18 protein-coding genes and 1 tRNA gene are annotated in these 18,797 nt (G+C 65.2%); 10 read left to right on the forward strand and 9 right to left on the reverse strand.

Annotated elements, in window-relative coordinates:
• Nucleotides 1-27: 27 nt before the first annotated feature.
• The 6 genes from ACIBG0_RS01830 to ACIBG0_RS01855 form a co-directional block, all read right to left on the reverse strand.
• Complete coding sequence (locus tag ACIBG0_RS01830; protein ID WP_397028320.1) at nt 28-1,377, reverse strand: cytochrome P450; 1,350 nt, start codon at nt 1,375-1,377, stop codon at nt 28-30.
• 697 nt (nt 1,378-2,074) lie between these two features.
• Complete coding sequence (locus ACIBG0_RS01835; RefSeq protein ID WP_397028322.1) at nt 2,075-2,668, reverse strand: TetR/AcrR family transcriptional regulator; 594 nt, start codon at nt 2,666-2,668, stop codon at nt 2,075-2,077.
• Between the two features lie 86 nt (nt 2,669-2,754).
• The gene (locus tag ACIBG0_RS01840) at nt 2,755-3,000 is read right to left on the reverse strand and encodes a hypothetical protein (RefSeq protein WP_397028324.1); all 246 of its coding nucleotides are present in this window, start codon (nt 2,998-3,000) and stop codon (nt 2,755-2,757) included.
• A 160-nt stretch (nt 3,001-3,160) separates the two neighbouring features.
• Nucleotides 3,161-3,553, reverse strand: a complete 393-nt coding sequence (locus ACIBG0_RS01845) for an SDR family NAD(P)-dependent oxidoreductase (protein ID WP_397028325.1) — start codon at nt 3,551-3,553, stop codon at nt 3,161-3,163.
• Nucleotides 3,554-3,677: 124 nt separating this feature from the next.
• A complete protein-coding gene (locus tag ACIBG0_RS01850; RefSeq protein WP_397028327.1) occupies nt 3,678-5,168 on the reverse strand; it encodes a wax ester/triacylglycerol synthase family O-acyltransferase in 1,491 nt (496 codons plus the stop codon).
• Nucleotides 5,169-5,774: 606 nt separating this feature from the next.
• Nucleotides 5,775-5,859: transfer RNA gene (locus ACIBG0_RS01855), tRNA-Leu, on the reverse strand.
• A 349-nt stretch (nt 5,860-6,208) separates the two neighbouring features.
• On the opposite strand from ACIBG0_RS01855, the gene ACIBG0_RS01860 reads away from it, so the two are divergent.
• From ACIBG0_RS01860 to ACIBG0_RS01870, 3 genes are all read left to right on the forward strand, one after another.
• The gene (locus ACIBG0_RS01860) at nt 6,209-7,369 is read left to right on the forward strand and encodes a glycosyltransferase (RefSeq protein WP_397028328.1); all 1,161 of its coding nucleotides are present in this window, start codon (nt 6,209-6,211) and stop codon (nt 7,367-7,369) included.
• An 82-nt stretch (nt 7,370-7,451) separates the two neighbouring features.
• Entirely contained in the window at nt 7,452-7,646 is a 195-nt protein-coding gene (locus tag ACIBG0_RS01865) for a DUF3046 domain-containing protein (protein WP_397028330.1), read from the forward strand.
• A 73-nt stretch (nt 7,647-7,719) separates the two neighbouring features.
• Nucleotides 7,720-8,916: a phosphotransferase gene (locus ACIBG0_RS01870; protein ID WP_397028331.1), complete on the forward strand. Its 1,197-nt coding sequence runs from the start codon at nt 7,720-7,722 to the stop codon at nt 8,914-8,916.
• A gap of 2 nt (nt 8,917-8,918) precedes the next feature.
• On the opposite strand, the gene ACIBG0_RS01875 is transcribed toward ACIBG0_RS01870, so the two are convergent.
• The gene (locus ACIBG0_RS01875) at nt 8,919-9,434 is read right to left on the reverse strand and encodes a CGNR zinc finger domain-containing protein (RefSeq protein WP_397028333.1); all 516 of its coding nucleotides are present in this window, start codon (nt 9,432-9,434) and stop codon (nt 8,919-8,921) included.
• 152 nt (nt 9,435-9,586) lie between these two features.
• Here ACIBG0_RS01875 and ACIBG0_RS01880 point away from each other — a divergent pair, with 152 nt between their 5' ends.
• Genes ACIBG0_RS01880 through ACIBG0_RS01890 form a run of 3 tightly spaced genes read left to right on the forward strand, consistent with a single transcriptional unit; the run spans nt 9,587 to nt 11,445 of the window.
• Entirely contained in the window at nt 9,587-10,048 is a 462-nt protein-coding gene (locus tag ACIBG0_RS01880; RefSeq protein WP_397028334.1) for a VOC family protein, read from the forward strand.
• Nucleotides 10,049-10,082: 34 nt separating this feature from the next.
• Complete coding sequence (locus ACIBG0_RS01885; RefSeq protein WP_397028335.1) at nt 10,083-10,970, forward strand: pyridoxamine 5'-phosphate oxidase family protein; 888 nt, start codon at nt 10,083-10,085, stop codon at nt 10,968-10,970.
• A gap of 25 nt (nt 10,971-10,995) precedes the next feature.
• Nucleotides 10,996-11,445, forward strand: coding sequence for a nuclear transport factor 2 family protein (locus ACIBG0_RS01890; protein ID WP_397028337.1), 450 nt, complete (start codon nt 10,996-10,998; stop codon nt 11,443-11,445).
• 78 nt (nt 11,446-11,523) lie between these two features.
• Here ACIBG0_RS01890 and ACIBG0_RS01895 read toward each other — a convergent pair whose 3' ends face one another.
• A complete protein-coding gene (locus ACIBG0_RS01895) occupies nt 11,524-12,930 on the reverse strand; it encodes an MFS transporter (RefSeq protein ID WP_397028338.1) in 1,407 nt (468 codons plus the stop codon).
• Nucleotides 12,931-13,026: 96 nt separating this feature from the next.
• Between ACIBG0_RS01895 and ACIBG0_RS01900 the strand changes: the two genes are divergently transcribed.
• The 3 genes from ACIBG0_RS01900 (at nt 13,027) to recX (ending at nt 16,684) form a co-directional block, all read left to right on the forward strand.
• Nucleotides 13,027-14,049 carry an Lrp/AsnC family transcriptional regulator gene (locus ACIBG0_RS01900; protein ID WP_397028340.1) on the forward strand — a complete coding sequence of 341 codons (1,023 nt, stop codon included), beginning with the start codon at nt 13,027-13,029 and terminating at the stop codon, nt 14,047-14,049.
• A gap of 207 nt (nt 14,050-14,256) precedes the next feature.
• Complete coding sequence (gene recA, locus ACIBG0_RS01905; RefSeq protein WP_397028342.1) at nt 14,257-15,303, forward strand: recombinase RecA; 1,047 nt, start codon at nt 14,257-14,259, stop codon at nt 15,301-15,303.
• Between the two features lie 790 nt (nt 15,304-16,093).
• Complete coding sequence (recX, locus tag ACIBG0_RS01910) at nt 16,094-16,684, forward strand: recombination regulator RecX (RefSeq protein ID WP_397028344.1); 591 nt, start codon at nt 16,094-16,096, stop codon at nt 16,682-16,684.
• A gap of 95 nt (nt 16,685-16,779) precedes the next feature.
• Here the strand turns inward: recX and ACIBG0_RS01915 are convergent, their stop codons facing one another.
• The gene (locus ACIBG0_RS01915) at nt 16,780-17,670 is read right to left on the reverse strand and encodes an NAD(P)H-binding protein (RefSeq protein ID WP_397028346.1); all 891 of its coding nucleotides are present in this window, start codon (nt 17,668-17,670) and stop codon (nt 16,780-16,782) included.
• A gap of 96 nt (nt 17,671-17,766) precedes the next feature.
• Between ACIBG0_RS01915 and ACIBG0_RS01920 the strand changes: the two genes are divergently transcribed.
• Nucleotides 17,767-18,717, forward strand: a complete 951-nt coding sequence (locus ACIBG0_RS01920) for a LysR family transcriptional regulator (RefSeq protein WP_397028347.1) — start codon at nt 17,767-17,769, stop codon at nt 18,715-18,717.
• Nucleotides 18,718-18,797: the final 80 nt, after the last annotated feature.

Here is an 18,797-nt window from a genome sequence, read left to right on the forward strand (position 1 = left end):
GTCTTCGTGGACCGAAATGCGCGGGACTCACCGCCGCCGGCGGCGGTAGCGGACACGGCATGGCTGCTGCAGCTGCACCACCATCTTGGAGTGATCATTGCGATAGGTGTCCGATGGCTGTGCCAGTTCGAACTCCCAGTCCCGCAACAAAATCGAGAAGATCGCCTTGAGCTGCATGAGCGCGAACGGCGCCCCGACGCAGCGATGACGACCCGCGCCGAAAGGGATCCAGGTCCAGCGATTGATGGTGTCCTCTTGCCGAGGATCGAGGTAGCGGCTCGGATCGAAGGTGTCCGGATCCGGGAAGTCCTCCGGAATCCGGTTGGAGATCGCCGGAGTCGCGGCCACCATATCGCCCGGCGCGATCCGGTTGCCGCATACCTCGAATTCGTCGCGGGCGATGCGCATCAGGATGATCAGCGGCGGATGCAGGCGCAGCGCCTCCTTCAGCGCCGCCTCGAGGTTCGGAATCTGGCGCAGCGCATTGTGGCTGACCTCCGAACCGTCCGAGTACAGCTCGTCGAGCTCGGTGACGACGCTCGCCAATGTTTCCGGGTGGCGCAATAGCTCGATGATCGTCCAGGCCGCGGTGCCGGAGGTGGTGTGGTGGCCGGCGAACATCATGGAGATGAAGATGCCGGTGATTTCGCTGGCGGAGAACCGAGGCGACCCGTTCTCGTCCTGCACCGAGATCAGGACGTCGAGCATGTCGCGATCGTCCTTGCTCGCCGGATTGGCTTCGCGGTCGTTCATGATCGCCTGCACGAGTTCGACGAGCTTGACGCGGGCTTCGTCGCGGCGGCGGAAGCTCTCGATCGGCGCGTAGGGATCGACGTAGGCCAAGGCATCGGTGCCCTGCTCGAGTTCGTGATACAGATGCGCGAAGCGGGAGTCGAGCTGATTGCGGAACTTCACCCCGATCAGGCAGGACGAGGAGGTGTAGATGGTCAGCTCGGCGAAGAATTCGAGCAGATCGATCTCGCCCTCGTCGTCCCACTGAGCCAGCATCTGGTCCACTTCGCGCGCGATGGTGACGGCGTGCCCGCGCATGTGGTCGGCACGCAGGGCCGAATTGTGCAGCATCTCTTTGCGTCGTTCGGGTGGAGCGTCGAAGACGACGCCCTCGCCGAAGATCGGCTTCATGAACGGGTATGCCGCGCCCTGATCGAGGTCCTCGTCGCTGGAGCGGAAGAAGAATTCGTTGGCCTCGGCGCCGGACAGCAGGATCACATCGCGCCCGGCGAGCACGAATGAGCCGACATCTCCGCATTCGGCGCGAACTCGCCGCATCAGCGCGATCGGATCGGTGCGGAACTCCTCGAGGTGCCCGTGCTCGTCCTCGCCTCCGGACACTCGCTGCGGCTTGACCAGCGTCATTGGAAATCCTTCCCGGGATACCTGTCCAGACAGATGGTGGACATGTGTCCGGACAGTACTATGGTTAGCGCGGTGCGACAAGGCTTCCGGTGTTTTGCCAGGCCGGTGCCACCACTGAAGCTCGCTGACGACTGCCAGCGCGCTGATCTCGTAGGTCGGGGGAAGCGATGGGCAGGTGTTCGCGAAGTCCGCCCACTGCGCAGCTGCGAATGCTGCGGGCCGCCAGTACCTGTGCGATTCGCACCGCGTACGACGGCCACATCGTCGCGGGTTGTGCCGTTGCATTGCGCATGTCCCACGACGCACGGAGAGGAGGACTAGGTCGGCTTGCGCCGCAGCGTGTTTCAGGCGGCGCGTTGCTCGAGCCTCCGCCGCCAGGCGCGAGTAAGGCATCGAGACCTGACACCGGCGACCGCACCGGACAGCGGTTCGGCCGGGCATACATGGCCGGAGCAAAGATCCATTGTGCTGTCTCGATCACCTGGCTTCTCCCGGCCGTCGACCGTATCGGGAAGTTTCCGCTGCCGCGGGTAGTGTCGACCGGCGGGTCGCGTGGAGGACGCTGGAGGTGTTGGCCCTGCTGAGATGAGCGGATCATTCTCTACGCCCGGGCAACACTTGCCCGCTCGCAACATCGTCGCGTGGAGCACTCGAACACGACGAGCCGGATGCGCGAAGGACCGGCCGTCGTCGACGATCAGATGCCAGCGCCCGGATCGGTCAGCAGGCGCCGCGTGGAGATTTCCAGGAGGTCGGCGACCTCTTCGTAAGAGAGTAGTCCCATGCCTGCCTGCAACAGTGCGCCGGCGTAGAGCAATTCCAGCATCGAGAGACGTTCGGGGTCTTTCGATCCGAGCGCATCGGCGAGGCGGCTGCGAATCTCCCTGCCGATGCGTACCCGCAGGTGCTGTACGTCGGGATCGTCGCCGAGCAGGGCATTGCTGACCGCGCTCGCCAATGCTGGTTCATTGGCCACCAACATGGAAATCTGACGCAGGACCGCGACAACGCGTGTGGCCGGGTCCTCGTCATGGGTCTCCAGTGGTGGAGCGGCGATCAGGCGGCGCCAGTACACCTCGGAGACCAGATGTTCCTTCGAGGAGAAATACGTGTAGGCGGTGGCTGTACCGACACCCGCGGCGGCGGCGACCAGTCGTATCGTTGTGCCGGAGTATCCTTCCCGGGACAACACATCGACTGCCGCCGCGGTCAGGCGCTCGACGGTGTCGGCCTGCTTCTCCGTGAGACGCCGCCGAGTTGCTTCGATGCCGGTAGATGCGAGTTCGGACATGTGTCTGGATACTACTGTAGTCTCGTGACCAGGACAATTGACGTGGGCCTGATGCCCTGTCGGGCGATTCGCTACCGATCATCTCTTCATCCGCCCCGGTGGTCCGGGATGTGGTTGGCGGCATAGTCTTTGGCCCACCGGTAGTCGGGTTTGCCGCTGGGGGAGCGGGTGATGGTTTCGGCAACCCAGATGGCGCGAGGCATCTTGTAGCCGGCGAGGTGGCTACGCACGTGGGCGGTCAGCGCGCCGAAGTCCAGCGGCTCATCGCCTGCGATGGAGACCATAGCGGCGACCTGCTGGCCCCAGCGCTCGTGCGCGATGCCGACAACCACGGCTCGAACACCGAATCATGGGAATTTCAGGCGTCGGTGCGACACCGATCGAAGCGAGGTCATCGGCCAGCCGATTGGCCCGGGCGTCGAGGTCGGCCCGGTCGAAATCCGCCATGGCGGTGGGCCTTTCAGACAGGAACCGGGAGAGCGGGTTTCGGGATCATGGATTACGCAGCCGGTCGTCGTAGACGCGGCGGGCCTCGCGGTCGACGAAGGTGGTGTGCACGCCGAGCCGCCTGGCGATGTACTCGCCGAGGGGGTGGGGGGTGAGTTTGTTGAAGGTAGCCAGGACACCTGCTGCGCGGGTCACCGTGACGCGTCGTCGCGGACGTGCGATGAGCGCGGCCACAGCCGCGGCGACGTCCTCTGGATCGGCCAGCAAGCCCAGCGGAGCCCGTGTCCCCGCGATGAGCTCGGTGCGGGTGAAGGTCGGCAGGACCGCCGAGAATCGAATCCCGCTGTCCCGGTGTTCGAGTCGCATCGCCTCGGTGAATCCGAGCACCGCCTGCTTGCTCGCGCAGTAGGTCGCCAAGCCCGGCGGATACGGGGCCATCGCCGCGACCGACGTCGACCACGCGCTCGACCTGCTGCACACCGCGCTGGAGCGGAACCGGGCGACCGCGCAGCGAAGCCGGGACTGTCACGCCTAGCGGCGTTTTCACTGTGCGGGTGGGCGACTATTGAGCTAGTTCGGTGAGTGCCTCTTGCAGGTAGGTGGCGATGTTCCAGACGTCCGGGATGGTGTCGGTGCTGGCGAGGATGCCGAAGTCGAGGTGGCCGTTGTAGGACATGACGGTGATGTTGAGTGGGCCGGACAGGTCGGTGAGTACGGAGATGGGGTAGCTCCCGGCCACCCGAATTCCTGCGGCGTACAACGGTATCTGCGGTCCGGGCACGTTGGAAATGACCATGTTGGCCAGGGGCAGTGCGGGGGCGGCGACGCGCAGCAGTAGGCGGGTGGCCAGGCCGTGCAGGATCTGCGGCAGGGCCGCGGTGGCGTAGTGCAGCAGGGCCGGTGGGGTGGCGTGGAAGTGGTCCTTGGCAGCCAGCATGGCGGCATGGGTGAGTTTCATGCGGTGTTGTGGGTCGGGTTCGCCGATCGGTAGTTCGCACAGCATGATGGAGAACTGGTTGCCCGCGGTGCCGAGTTGCTCCGGGGTGCGCACCGATACCGGGATCGCGGCCACGGCCGGGTCGGCGGCCAGCGTGTCGTGGTCGTGTAGCCAGCGGCGAAATGCGGTGGTACACAAAGTCATTACCACGTCATTGACGGTGCCGCCGAAGCTGTTCTTGACCTGTTTGACAGTATCGAGTGAGAGCGAGACGAAGGCGAAGGACCGGTCGGTGCCGTTGGGGCGGTTGCTCGCCAGCGTGGGATTGGCTTTGCGCATGTCGGCGAGTGCGTTCGGCAGCATCGGTCCCAGGCGCAGGGGCAGGCGCATCCGATCAGTTTGGCGGGTCATCGTGTGTGCGATGCCCCGGCCGATTATTTCGGCCGGATTGGGCGTTCGACCCAAACGCAGACCGTCGGGCGGTGGCGGTGCGGGCTGGGAGTCGGGCACGATATCGAAGAGCGCGGCCACGACCTCGGCCCCCGACACGCCATCGATCAGGGCGTGGTGGACCTTGGTGTAGATGGCTTGGCGGCCGTCGGTCAATCCCGAGATCAGGTGGCATTCCCACAGTGGACGATTTCGGTCGAGCGGCTGCGCATGCAGACGTGCGGCGAGATCGGCCAGCGCCGTATCGGTCGAGCCTTCGGGGAGGCGTGTATCGCGTACGTGATATCCGAGGTCGATGGTGTCGCTGTCTTCCCAATAGGGGAGATCCAGCCCGAGCGGGACGGTGCGCAGTCGCCACCTCAGGGGTGCGACCAGGTGTAATCGGCTCGCAATCAACCGCCGCAGTACGGTGACGTCCAATGCGCGACCTGCGGTGGGTGGTTCCAGCAGTGTGACCGACCCGACGTGGAGCAGCATGGTGGGTGACTCGGCATCGAGCAGTAGGACGTCGAGCGAACTGAGTTGCCGGGATGGTCCGTTCTCACCCGATAGCGGAATTCTTTGCGACGGTATCGCTGGTTCAGCGGATGTGCCGGAGGCGATTTGGCCCGGTGTCATGATGCGGACGTCGAGGTGGCGGGCGGGTTTCAGGTCGGCATGGGACATGGGGGTCTCCGCGTTATCGCTGGGTTTCAGGACAGACTGCCGATTCAGCTCAATCGGCGGCGATGGTGCCGCGCCACATTTACGGTCTGTCGATATCTGTGGGCGATGGGAACCGTTCGAGCCGCTCCGCTCTTGCGGTGACGCCGACCTCCGTGTCGAAGACGTGTCATTGAGCCTAGTGGTCGGCGCGGCGCCGTCGGCCGCGATCGTGTGCACTACACGTTAATTCTGTGCAAACGTGGGACCTCTGCTCATTACCTGCCGGTACTACGTCAGCTTTGGCGAACCACCGCAGTGGCCGCCGGAGTCCAACCAGATGCAATCGGCGGTCTCGGATTTCCGCGAAAGATATGCGACTGCTGCGGAATTCGTGCGTCTGTCACGGCGTTGTCCCGCACGGTGCCGATGCCTTCGCTGGCGACCTCGAGCAGGGGTGTTCGAACCCGAAAGGGTCGAATACACGCCGACTCAGTTGAAGGCTGCTCAACCCGATGCGATGGCGATCTCGGACCCACTACGCCGATCGATCACCGAATGCGACCGCAAACTCACCAGACATCGCGCCGCTCTAGAGGTCGGTGCGGACCCGGCGATGGTCGCTGTCTGTGTCCGGAGGGGGACTTGAACCCCCACGCCCGATAAAGGGCACTAGCACCTCAAGCTAGCGCGTCTGCCATTCCGCCACCCGGACCGGTGTTGCTGGGCAAGGGTAACGGATGGGTGGGGAAGTGTTGAAATCGGTGTTGGGTTCAGTGGGTGCCGGTGATTGTTTGCCTCACTGGGCGCCAGGTCTCGACGGGGTCGCCGCTGCGTCGGGCATATTCCCGATGTCGGCGCATCCGCTCAGCAGGTTCGGCAATTCGTCGACGGTGGCGACGGATACTGCGCCCATCTCTCCAGGTGAATGGTCTGATCAGCATGTCGTCCGCGGGTTGGCTTCGATGGGCTTTCAATGAACCTTCCACGGGGCGCATTGGGTGCTGGCCGAAATCCGATCGGCGTCGCACCGAGTTCCGAGATCGATGTGGCAGGCTGGCCGCATGCGTGTTGCCGTTGTTGCCGGGCCGGATCCCGGCCATGCGTTTCCGGCGCTGGCGCTGTGCGAACGGTTCCGGGCCGCCGGTGACGATCCGGTGCTGTTCACCGGACCGCGTTGGTTCGACGCCGCCAAGCGGGCGGGTATCGCGGTGCGCAGACTCAAGGGGCTCGCGCCCCGCACGGTCGACGACGACAGTGATGCCGGACAGCGCATACATGAACGCGCGGCGCATATTTCGACCGAAATCCTGCCCGATTTGAGCGCGATGCTGCCCGAGCTCGTGGTGTCGGATGTGCTGACCGCCGGTGGTGGGATGGCTGCCGAGCGACTCGGTGTGCCGTGGGTCGAACTATCGCCGCATCCGCTGTATCTACCGTCGAAGGCGTTGCCGCCCATCGGCAGTGGCCTCGCGCCGGGGGAGGGGGTGCGTGGCCGCCTGCGTGACGGCATGTTGCGCACTATGACCGCCCGCGCCATTCGCAATGGTGTGCGTCAACGCGAGCAGGCCCGTGAAAGCGTCGGACTGCCCGCCACCGACCCGGGGCCGGCGGCCCGCCTGATCGCTACCCTGCCCGCGCTCGAGGTGTCGCGCCCCGACTGGCCCGAGCACACCCACGTCGTCGGCCCGCTGCTGTGGGAGCCCACTCCGAAAATCCTGCAACCACCGCCCGGCGACGAGCCGCTGGTGATGGTGGCGCCGTCGACCGCGCACACCGGTGTCGCGGGCATGGTCGAAACCGTGCTGACCGCACTGGATGGAGCGGGTGTCCGGGTGGCCGTTTCCATGCTCGACACCCCGCCCGCCGATCTGCCGCCATGGGCAACCGCCGGACTCGGCCGCCAAGACGAACTGCTTACTCATGCTTCGGTCGTGGTCGGTGGCGGCGGCCACGGTCTGCTGGCGAAATCTCTGCTCGCGGGTGTGCCGATAGTGACGGTTCCCGGCGGCGGCGACCAGTGGGAACTGGCCAATCGTGCTGCCCGCCAAGGCAGTTCGATCCTGGTTCGCCCGCTGACCGCCGACGCGGTGCGCTCGGCAGTGCTCGACCTGCTCAACACGCCCGATTACCGGGCCGCGGCGCAACGGGCCGCCGCGGGCATCGCGGACGTCGCCGACCCCATTCGAATCTGTCACGGCGTGCTCAGCGTGCGGACCCACTAGTGGCGCCATTTCCGAGCCGACACCGTGCGCAGATCGAGCGGCCCGAGTAAACGGCGGCATGGGCGCGAGTATCTTGAATACGGTGCGGTTGACCGAGTTCCAGGAGCTGTTGCACACCGAGTTCGGTGTGGCCCGCGGCGATGCGCTGCTCGAGGACTACACGATCCCGGCGCTGGGTGGACGGACGGGGGCCGCCGCCATCGAAGCGGGTATCGACCCGCGTGATGTGTGGCGTGCGCTCTGCGCCGACTTCGACGTGCCGAGATCACGCTGGTGACCGAGCGCAGGGAGGCCGCGATATACACCGCACCGCCGGTCGCGGCGGAGCCGAACGCTGGCGAGGCGTGGCGGTGACCGACCACGGTTACCGCTTCGACGAGCGGCTGCGCATGATCCCCACCGATCATGAGGAGCTGGCCGCGCGCGTTGCCGCGGCGCGGCCGGTCGACTTCGCCGAATTCCGCAAGCTCGGCATCGAGCTGATGCTGCTCGGCCGCTACGCCGAGGCCCTCGATCACCTCGATCGCGCTCTCGAACTCGCCGATAGTGACTATCGCCGGATGTCGGTCTGGATCAACCTCGGCGATGTCTACCACTACTGGGGTGACACCGTCACCGCCGAAACGCTGTATCGCCGAGCCGTGGACCGAGCCACCGATTCCGAGGTGCTTTCGTTCGCGCTGCAGCACCTGGGCAAGGCCCTCGCCGAACAGGGCAGACTGTCCGAGGCCAGGGCTCGGCTCACCGAGGCGTTGAAACTGCGCGTCGTCGAGGGGGATACCGAGCTGATCGAATCCACGCGTACCACCCTCGACCTTCTCGACGACCTGCCCACGACCTTGCCGCCGAAGGTTGCCGCAGTGCTGGGTGACGATCCCGCGTGGTCGCGGGAACACGAGGGGATGAGCGGCGGTGTCGCGCACGTCGATGGTGCGTACTGGGTCAAGCGGGGCCCGCAGGCCGCCGCTGAATTTGTGCGACTGAATTGGTTGCGGGGCAAGGGGATTCAACTACCGGACATTGCCGTGTTCGAAGAGGACGTCTTGGTGCTCACCGACGCGGGTCTGCCGAGTCTGGCCGCCGAGCCGACGGAATCGGTGGGCGCGGTCATGGGCGCACTGCTGCGACGTCTGCATGACATTCCCATCGCCGAGTGCCCATTCGACGGCCGGTTGGATGTGATGCTGGCGCAGGCGCGGCGCCGGGTGCTGGAGGGTTTGGTCGATGTCGACGACTTCGACGACGACAACCGAGAGTTGACGCCGGAACAGGTCTACCAACGACTGCTCGCCGAACGTCCGCTGGCGGAGGATCTCGTTGTCGCGCACGGTGATTTCACCCCGACCAATGTGCTTGCCGGTGGTCTGCTGATCGACGTCGGCGGCTTGGGTGTCGCGGATCGATACCGCGACCTGGCCCTGGCTCGGCGCGATCTGCTCGAGGATTTCGGTTCCGACGAATTGCGCGCGTTCTACGCTACCTACGGGCTCGCCGAGCCGGACCGACGGCGACTGGACTACTACCGACTGCTGGACGAACTCTTCTGAATTCAGCCCTTTTTCGCGTAGTGGCGCGCGGCCTTGGTTCGATTGCCGCAGGTCGCCATCGAATGCCATCGGCGGGTGCCGTTTTTCGAGGTGTCGTAGAAGAACAGCACACAGTCCGGATGGGCGCACTGGCGGATCCGGTCGGGTGCCTCGGCCAGTAGCCGCAGCAGGTTATCGGCGGCGAGCCAGGCTGGGAGCCAAGCGGTTTCGGGTACGTCGACGATGTCGGCGGGTCCGGTATCGGTCAGGAGGCGTCGGATCCGGCCGTGGCCGAGTACTTCGTTGAGCGCGGTGTGCGAGGCATGTTTCACCACGTCGTAGATGGCGGTGCGAGCGGTGAGTACCGCTTGCAGGGTCCGCTCATCCGTCTTCGCGCGATCATCGAGTCCCGCCGTGGCGAGCCAGATGCCCAGACCGGTGACATCGGTGAGCAGATCCTGCGGTCCGTCCTGGTTCCACCGAGTGTTCAGCAGGTCGAGTGCCAGCGGTTCACCGAGGTGGGGGCGTGGATCGGGCATACCTGAGAGTAACGATCTCCCCGTCGTCTCCAGGGCAACCACCACCGTTCTAACTAGCTAAGAAGATTTTAAAGGTTGACAGACGCAGTGCCACCGCATATGTTCTAACTAGTCAAATTAACTTGACCAGTTAAGTATTCCAGGAGGATCAGATGACGACAGCTATCGCGCCCGAGTTGGTCACCGGACACATCGGCCTGAATGTCTCCGACCTGAACCGATCAGTGGACTTCTACCGGCGCGCATTCGGGTTCGAGCAGCTCGCTGCCAGTACCGACGACGACAAGCGTTGGGCTTTCCTGGGTGCCAATGGCAAGCTCGTGCTGACCCTCTGGCAGCAGTCCAATGGCGCGTTCTCCACCGAAACCCCTGGCCTGCATCATCTTTCGTTTCAGGTCGACACCGTCGAACAGGTGCGCTCGATCGAGGCGCTGCTGCGGGAACTCGCGGTGAGTTTTGCCCACAGTGGCGTGGTCGCGCACGGCGAGGGCGTCGCCTCGGGCGGCATCTTCTTCACCGATCCCGACGGCATCCGCCTCGAGGTGTACGCACCCACGGGCGCCGAACACGCTCCCGCGCCCAGCGGTGCCGCTCCGACCTGTGGATTCTTCTGAGCCGGAACACGTCGAACACGTCAGGAGGATCCTGATGAGCCATTTCCATTCGGGCGAGGTCGCCGTGCAGCGGCGAATGGGCCAGGCGCATATCGCCGACCGGGTGGGGCGGATGATTCGCGCCGACATCCCGGATATCGCAGCCGGGTTTCTGGCGGAGCAGCCAATGGTTGTGATCGGGGCTGCGGACCTCGCGGGACGGGTGTGGGCAGGGTCGTTGGTCGGATCGCCGGGGTTCGTGCGTGTCATCGATGGCGAGACGATCGCGATCGATGCTTTTCCGGTTGCCGGAGATCCACTGCACGAAGCGCTTACTCGTCCTGCCCGGATCGGCATGATCGCGCTGCAGCCGCAGCGGCGAAGGCGAATGCGCGTCAACGGATCTGCGACGCCAAAACAGGCGGGCCTGCTGATTACCGTCGATCAGGTGTATTCGAACTGTCCGAAGTACATCTCGCGCAGGCAGATCGAATCGTATTGCCCTGATATAGACCTACCGGCGGCCCTGCATGGCACGGAACTCGATGCGCGACAGCTTGGACTGATCGCTGCGGCGGACGCCTTCTTCGTCGCCACAGCGGATACCGACGGCAATGCCGATGCCTCCCATCGCGGCGGAAATCCCGGATTCTTGCAGGTGCTTTCGCCGACTCGGCTGAGATGGCCGGACTATCAGGGCAATTCGATGTTCATGACACTCGGAAATATCGCGGTGAACCCACGCTGCGGCATCCTGATCCCGGACTGGGCCACGGGCGCAACCCTTCACCTCACCGGAACCGCCGAATTGTCCTGGGCACCCGAAACCTTCACTGCCGGAGCTCAGTGCTCGATCGACTTCACCATTACGGAAGTGGTCGAGCTCCCCGGCCCGGGCCCGCTCCGCTGGGGCCCGGCCGAACTCTCCCCAGTCAACCCATGACCTCACACCCGAGAAGGGAATTGCCATGCGACCTCCGCTGCCGCCGTTCGACCTGGAATCCGCCAAGGCCAAGGTGCGCGCCGCCGAGAATGCCTGGAACACCAGGGATCCCGAGCGCGTCGCCGCCGCGTACACCGAGGATTCGGTGTGGCGCAACCGCGCCGAGTTCTTCACCGGACGTGCAGCCATCGTCGAATTCCTCACCCGAAAGTGGTCCATCGAAAACGGGTACGCACTCCGCAAGGATCTCTGGGCCTTCGAAGACAACCGCATCGCGGTCCGCTTTCAGTACGAATGGCATGATGAATCCGGCCAGTGGTGGCGCAGTTACGGCAACGAGCAGTGGGAGTTCACCCCGGACGGTCTGATGTCGCGACGCGAAGCGAGCATCAACGATGTCCGCATCGACGAATCCGACCGCCGCATCCTCGGCCCGCGCCCGCAGGGCGACGAATCTGTTCTGCCGCAGCGATAATCGGTAGTACCGGGGCAATCCGACTCCTGACCGGGCATCGCGTGTACGCGGTGCCCGGTTGGTGTGCGGGGGCGATGCTCAGGCGACGACAGTCTCGGGCTGGGTTGGGACGTCGGCAAGTTGGCGCTGACGATGGAACAGGCCGAATGCGATCATGCCGAATACGATTCCGATTGCGGCCGCGATACTGAACGCCGCGTCCAACCCGTCCACGAACCGCGACAATGTCATTGGTCGTGTGTCATCGGCGACTTCGCGGAATACGGTGCCCAGCACTGCGACTCCGAGTGCGAGGCCGAGCTGCCGCGCGGTATTCACCGCGCCCGCGGCGATCCCGCCCTGGTGCGGCGGCACCGCGGCCATCCCCACCGCGACAAGGGCGGGCGCGTTGATGCCGATTCCGGCGCCGATCACCACGAATCCGGGAACCAATGCTGCCCACGATGATTCGGTATCGATAATGGTCATCAGTCCGGTGCCGATACCGACCAGCACCAGACCGGCGCCGATCGTCCATTTCGGTGAAACATCGTGCAGCAGTTTGCCGAATGCACCGGCGACCACGAATGCCGTCGCGGCCATCGGCAGCATGGCCAATCCGGCGCGCATGGGCGACATATGCAACTGCTGCTGCAGCCAGAGCGAAATAAGGGGCGTGGCGGCGAAGGCCGCGAACGTCTGCCCCGACGCGGAGACAAGGGTGGCGCCGAAGTTGCGATTGCCGAGCAGGGTCAGCGGGAACATCGCCGCGGCACTGCGGGATTCGATGAATGCGAAGGCCAACAGTGCGACCGCACCGAGTGCCAGGGCGAGCAGTGTAGGCCCATCGGACCAGCCGTGTTCACCGCCGCGGATGACACCGTAGGTGACCGATGTCGCCGCAGTCGCGAACGCGAGCATGCCCGGCACATCGATGGCCCGATCCGCCTGCCGCACCGACGGCTGGAAAACAACGGCGGTCAATACGATCGCCAATACCGCGATCGGCAGATTTACGAAGAAGATCCAACGCCATGACAGCGCCTCGGTGAGCACACCGCCTAGCACGACACCGATTCCAGCCGCGGCACCTGATACCGCGCCCCAGACGCCGAAGGCGACACCGCGATCACGGCCGGTGTAGGTGGAGTGCAGCAGCGATAGGGTGGTCGCGAACATCGCGGCCCCGCCGATACCCTGTAGTGCCCGCGCCGCAATGAGACTCGCCGAGGTGTCGGCGATCCCGCAGATCAGCGAGGCGAGCGCGAAGACGACGAGTCCGGCGAGATAGGCGCGTTTCGCACCGACCCGGTCGGCCAACGAACCGAGCACCAGCAGCAGCGCGGCCAGCGCGAGCGCATATCCATCCATCACCCACTGCAGTCCGGACAGACCGGTGCCGAGATCGGCGGCGATGTCGGGAAGCGCGACATTGACGATGGTGACGTCGATGAGCAGCATCAGCGTGCCAAGGCACGCGGCGAATAAGGGCAGCCATTTCCTCACGGAGCCTCCGAGGCGATTCGAAAAATATCGACACTCAGAGTGGGACAGGCGTTGATATCCACATAGTCGCGCGGCGATATGCGTTAGATTCCTCCTGTGCAATCCGAAGATGGCGTGGATTCCTCCATGCTCGATGTCCTCGACAAGCAGATCCTGCACGCGCTGGTGACCGATGCGCGCATCCCGTTCGCCAAGCTCGGCGCGATCCTGGGGGTGTCGGAGCAGACGGTGGCGCGGCGCTACCGATCGTTGCGGCAGCGCGGCATTCTGCATGTATCGGGGCAGGTCAACGCGGTGCCGCTCGGGCATGCGCGCTGGGTGATCCGGCTTCGATCGACCCCGGACAAGGCGGCGCGGCTGGCCGAATCGCTGGCTCGCTTTCCGGATCTGAGCTGGGTCACCCTGCTGTCCACCGGATCCGAGGTGACGTGCGTGAGCAGGCCGCGCTCGGTCGAGCGGCGCGACAAGCTGCTGATGCAGACCTTGCCCCAGGCCAGTCAGGTGATCGGGCTGACCGCACACGAGGTGATCCACCGCTTCCCGCTCGATGAGGAGTGGCCGCATTTCGGTCACCTGTTCACCGCGGCGCAACTGCGCGAACTCGGTCCGCGGCCGCCGTGGCGGGCCGATACGGGACCGGAAGCGCCGGTGGAACTTTCGGCGCAGGACGAGGCGATGCTGGCGCTGCTCGGCCGTGACGGCCGCGCACCCTACGCCCAGATCGCCGCCGAAATCGGTTGGACCGCAACGAGAGTAGCGCGTCGCATGGCCGAACTCGTCGAATCCCGGGTGCTGTACTTCGATCTCGATTTCGCGATCGAACGGATGGGGTACGCGGTGCGAGCGGCGCTATGGCTGCGCACACGGCCGGCGGATCTCGAGGCGGTGGGCACCGCGATGGCAACCCACCCCGAGATCGTCTTCATCGCCGCGACCACCGGGCCGACCAATCTGATGGCCTCGCTGATGTGTCGCGATACCGCGCACCTCTACCGGTATGTCACGCAGCGGCTCGGTGCGCTCGATGGGATCACGGATGTAGAGGTGACGCCCGCATTGCGGGTGTACAAGCAGGCGCAGACGTTGCTGGACAGCGATCGGATTTCGCTGGTGCGATGAGGAGGGGGTCAGCGCTCGGAAAAGGGGCTGCGATCGGCCGTAGCGCGGCGGTTGCCAGGTCGGAAAGTTCGGGGCGCGTGTTGTCGGGCGCGTCGCTTGACTCGAACACCTGTTCGTCTAGGCTGGTCATCAGAACTTGTCGGTGCCGCCCTCTAATGTGGGCGCCAACCACGAACGAGACTTACCCGGCGAAAAGGGGATCAGGATATGGCACCACAGGCGTACGACCGTGATAAGGCGCTCGAGCTGGCGCTGGCTCAGGTCGAGAAGAGCTTCGGCAAGGGCGCGGTCATGCGTCTCGGTGAGGAGGCGCGCCAGCCCATTTCGGTGATCCCGACCGGATCCATCGCCCTGGACGTGGCGCTCGGCATCGGCGGTCTGCCGCGCGGCCGCATCATCGAGGTCTACGGTCCGGAGTCCTCGGGTAAGACGACCGTCGCACTGCACGCGGTGGCCAATGCCCAAGCCGCGGGCGGCGTGGCTGCCTTCATCGACGCCGAGCACGCGCTCGATCCCGATTATGCGCGCAAGCTGGGCGTCGACACCGACGCACTGCTCGTCTCCCAGCCCGATACCGGTGAGCAGGCGCTGGAAATCGCCGACATGCTGGTGCGTTCGGGCGCTATCGACATCATCGTCATCGACTCGGTCGCCGCGCTGGTACCGCGTGCCGAAATCGAGGGTGAGATGGGTGACAGCCACGTCGGTCTGCAGGCGCGCTTGATGAGCCAGGCGCTGCGCAAGATGACCGGTGCGCTGAACAACTCCGGCACCACCGCCATCTTCATCAACCAGCTGCGGGAGAAGATCGGCGTGATGTTCGGTTCGCCCGAGACCACGACCGGTGGTAAGGCGCTGAAGTTCTATGCCTCGGTGCGCTTGGATGTGCGCCGCATCGAGACGCTCAAGGACGGCAGCGATGCGGTCGGCAACCGTACCCGCGTGAAGGTCGTGAAGAACAAGGTCTCGCCGCCGTTCAAGCAGGCCGAATTCGACATCCTCTACGGCCAGGGCATCTCTAAGGAGGGCTCGCTCATCGATATGGGTGTCGAGCAGGGCTTCATCCGCAAGTCCGGCTCCTGGTACACCTACGAGGGTGACCAGCTCGGCCAAGGCAAAGAGAACGCCCGCAAGTTCCTGCTGGAGAACACCGACGTCCGCGACGAGATCGAGAAGAAGATCAAGGAGAAGCTCGGCATCGGCGCCGATGTGACCGCCGAGGGCGCGGCCACTGAGGTCCCCGCCGACTTCTGATCCGATGACCCCTCGGCGCTCAGCCCCGCATCCCACCCGGCCCGCGCCCGATACAACGCGCCCGGACCCGGTAACCGAGGCCCGTCGCCGCCTGAACGAACTACTGTCCGCCTCAGGCCGCCCACCCATCCCAACCTCCACCGGTTCCGGCTCAGAGGAGTCCGAACCGGATCGGGTGCGATGGTCTCAGAACGATTCGGAGACCGCCGGTCTCCGGCCGAGCGAGTCCGAGTCCGGACGTGTCCGGCAGTCCGCGGTTGATTCAGCGGGCGCTGGGCCGCGGAACGGTGGTTTCGAGTGGAGCCGTGGTCGGCGGTCCGAGATCGACTTGGAGGCCAATGGTTTTCAATCGACGGCGCCGGAGCTCGGACGCGGCGGATGGTCCGACGGTGGCTCAGACGCCGACCAATTTCGTTCGGGTGAGTCCGAAGTAGGTCGGGCCAGGAAGTCCGAGGGTGACTCGGTGGATGCTGGTCCTCGGTTGTCCGAGTTCGGTTCGGAGGCTGTGGATTTCCGGTCGGATGAGTTCGGTGCGGGGCCAGGGCGATGGTCTGAGGGAGATTCGAGGGGAGTGGGTTTTCGGGGGAGAGGGCAGGGGGATAGGCGGGTCCGGTCGGCCGACGGTGGTTTGGCCGATTCGGACATCATGGGAACTCGGTCGAACGCACCCGATCCGCAGCGGGCGCGTTCGACCGGGTCCCGGCGCGGTCGCGGGCGTCGGAACGAGTTCCGGCGCAACGACTCCCACTCGGCTGACTTCCAGAGTTCTGAAGGCCGATGGGCGGATCCGGTGGCGGCCGGATCCGAGGAGGGTGCGCGACAAACAGGTACCGCGGTCCCCCGTGTAGGCGGGGATGATCCGCGGTCCCGTGCGGAGCGCAGTCCCCAAGGCGGGACGGTCGAGCAGGCAAAGGAGGCGTGTCTTCGCCTGCTCGCCGTCCGCGCCCGCAGCCGTGCCGAACTAGCGCAGCGTCTCGCCGCCAAGGGCTTTACCCCCGAGATCACCGAACGCGCCCTTGACCGCTTCACCGAGGTCGGCCTGATCGACGACGCAGCCTTCGCCGAACAGTGGGTTCACTCGCGTCACACCTTCTCCGGCAAGGGCAAACAAGCCCTCGCCCAAGAACTTCGCCGCAAAGGCGTATCCCAGTCCGACGCAGCCTCCGCCCTCGACGCCATCACCCACGACGACGAGGAACAACGCGCGACCGAACTGGTCCGCCGCAAACTACGCACCATGCCCACAAACCTGGATCGCGATAAAACAATCCGCCGCCTCGTCGCCATGCTCGCGCGCCGCGGCTACAACCAATCCACCGCCTTCACCGTCGTGAAAGCCGAACTCGCACAGGCCCAGTCCGACCTGCCGGATCCCGACTGAGCTCTGGTAGCCCGCCCCGCTCTTGCTCGAGACACGCGTGCGACCGCGCGCGTATGCCGTGGTGAACAGGCGGCAGGTAGGGCTGCGGACTGGCCTCAGTTGTTAGAGGTGAAGGCCGGGGCGAGAACTTCTTCGCACCATTGGCGGAAGGTGGTGGGGGTTGTGGATCGCGGGGTGCGCGGTTCGGCGTTGTCGAGGCCGTTCTCCTTTGCCTCCAGCATGTCGTACATGCCCTGGGCCATTGCCTCGGACATTCCGGATTCGAGCATTGTGGCTTTGTAGGCTTCGCCGGAGACTTGTTGGAACCGGATCGGGCGGCCCAGCACTTCGGACATGATTCGCGCCATGTCGTTGTTGGACAGGTCTTCCGGGCCGAGTACGGGGACGCTGTCGTATCCGCTCCACGAGTCGTCGAGCAGCAGTTCGGCGGCCACGGCGGCGATATCGCGGGTCGCGCAGGTGGGGCGTTTCAGATCGGGGGACAGCGGTGCGAAGAACATGCCCTGGCTCTTGATCACCTCGACCTGCCAGAGAAAGTTGTCCATGAACGATGGCATCGTCAGCGCGCGGTAGTTCACGCCGGTGCTCGCAATCAGATCATCCATCGCCAGTGATGCCGTGACCAGTCCGGCGTTTCCAACCGACGCGGCCCCGCGCCCAAGGCCGGAAACTCCGACGACGCGCTGGATGCCCTGGCTTGTGAATGCCTCGCACGCGGGCCGGGTGAAATCCAGAAAGGCCGCGTCGAGACTGGTGGTCTGCCGATTCGGCGGAAGCAGCCAGAATACGGCATCGGCACCGGCGAATGCCTTGGTGACGACATCGATATCCCCGTGCGAACCTATGACGACTTCGACGCGTTCGCGGATTTCGGTGGGCAGGCGTGCGGGATCACGCGCGATGACGCGGACCGGGACCTCGCTGGCGAGGAGATGCGGGAGGACCTGACGGCCGATATTGCCGGTAGGGGCGGTAACAACGATCATGACGACCTCTGCTCGAGTGATGTGGCACTGGCCAGTCAAGTCGGCATGGCACCGAACCTGAAGGACCGATTGGATAAGCGTTGATACCGTGGGGATATGAGTGATCTGGAGGTTCGGCAACTCCGATACTTCGTGGCCGTCGCGGAGGAACTGCACTTCGGACGCGCGGCCGAGCGACTGGGGATGGCGCAACCACCCCTGTCCCGGGCGATCCGGGAGCTGGAACGTCAACTGGGCGTTCAACTTTTCGAGCGCACCACCCGACATGTCGTGCTCACCCCGCCCGGCGCGACCTTGCTCCGCGACGCACGGACCGCACTCGATGCCGTCGCGGCGGCCGCTCAGCGCGTCCGCCACGTCGGCCGGGCCGCGCCGGGTCTACGGCTCGCGCTCAAAGCCGACTACGACGCCGGACTCCTGCCGAAGATTCTCGAGACATACCACCTCGAGGAAGTCGCAGTTCCGGTCGAGTTGATATTGGGTGGTCGGGGCGAGCAAGTCCCGGCCCTGCTACAGGGCCGTGCGGATGTCGCCCTCGTGTCCACCCCGTACGACGACCGGGGTCTGGACGTCGAACCGCTGCTCACCGAACCCCGCCTGGTCGCGCTGGCCGCATCCGATCCGCTCGCAGCCCGGGCAACCCTGTGCCTGGCCGACCTGGCCGGTCGAACGCTGCCAGACGGAATTCCGGCCGACCGCGACGGCCTCGTGCCACCTTCGGAAACCCCGCGTCTCATCCGGGATCTGGCGCAGATCTTCAACCTGGTCGAACTCGGCAACAGCATCTGGTTCCCGCCCTCCTCGGTCGCCCGCCGCCACCCTCGCCCCGGCATCGCCTATCGCCCCGTCACCGACCTGAAACCAACCACCCTCGCGATAGCCTGGCCGCAAAACTGCCACTCACCCGCCGTGGCCGCGTTCGTCCGCGCAGCCACCGCGGTGGCAGCGGCCACCTACTGCCCCGAATCCGCCCCGCGCGCGGAAACTTTCACCTCCGCGCTCCACTCCGAGAGCGAAGAACTCGGTAGCACCGTGCCGTTGTCCTGATCATCAGCCACTCATCGACGCGCATCGACAACTTCGCGCACATGCCCAACCCCTTGGCGGCCGCACAGCCCGATGACCGA

It is taken from the genome of Nocardia sp. NPDC050630, from assembly GCF_044457245.1.
Taxonomy (GTDB): Bacteria; Actinomycetota; Actinomycetes; order Mycobacteriales; family Mycobacteriaceae; genus Nocardia.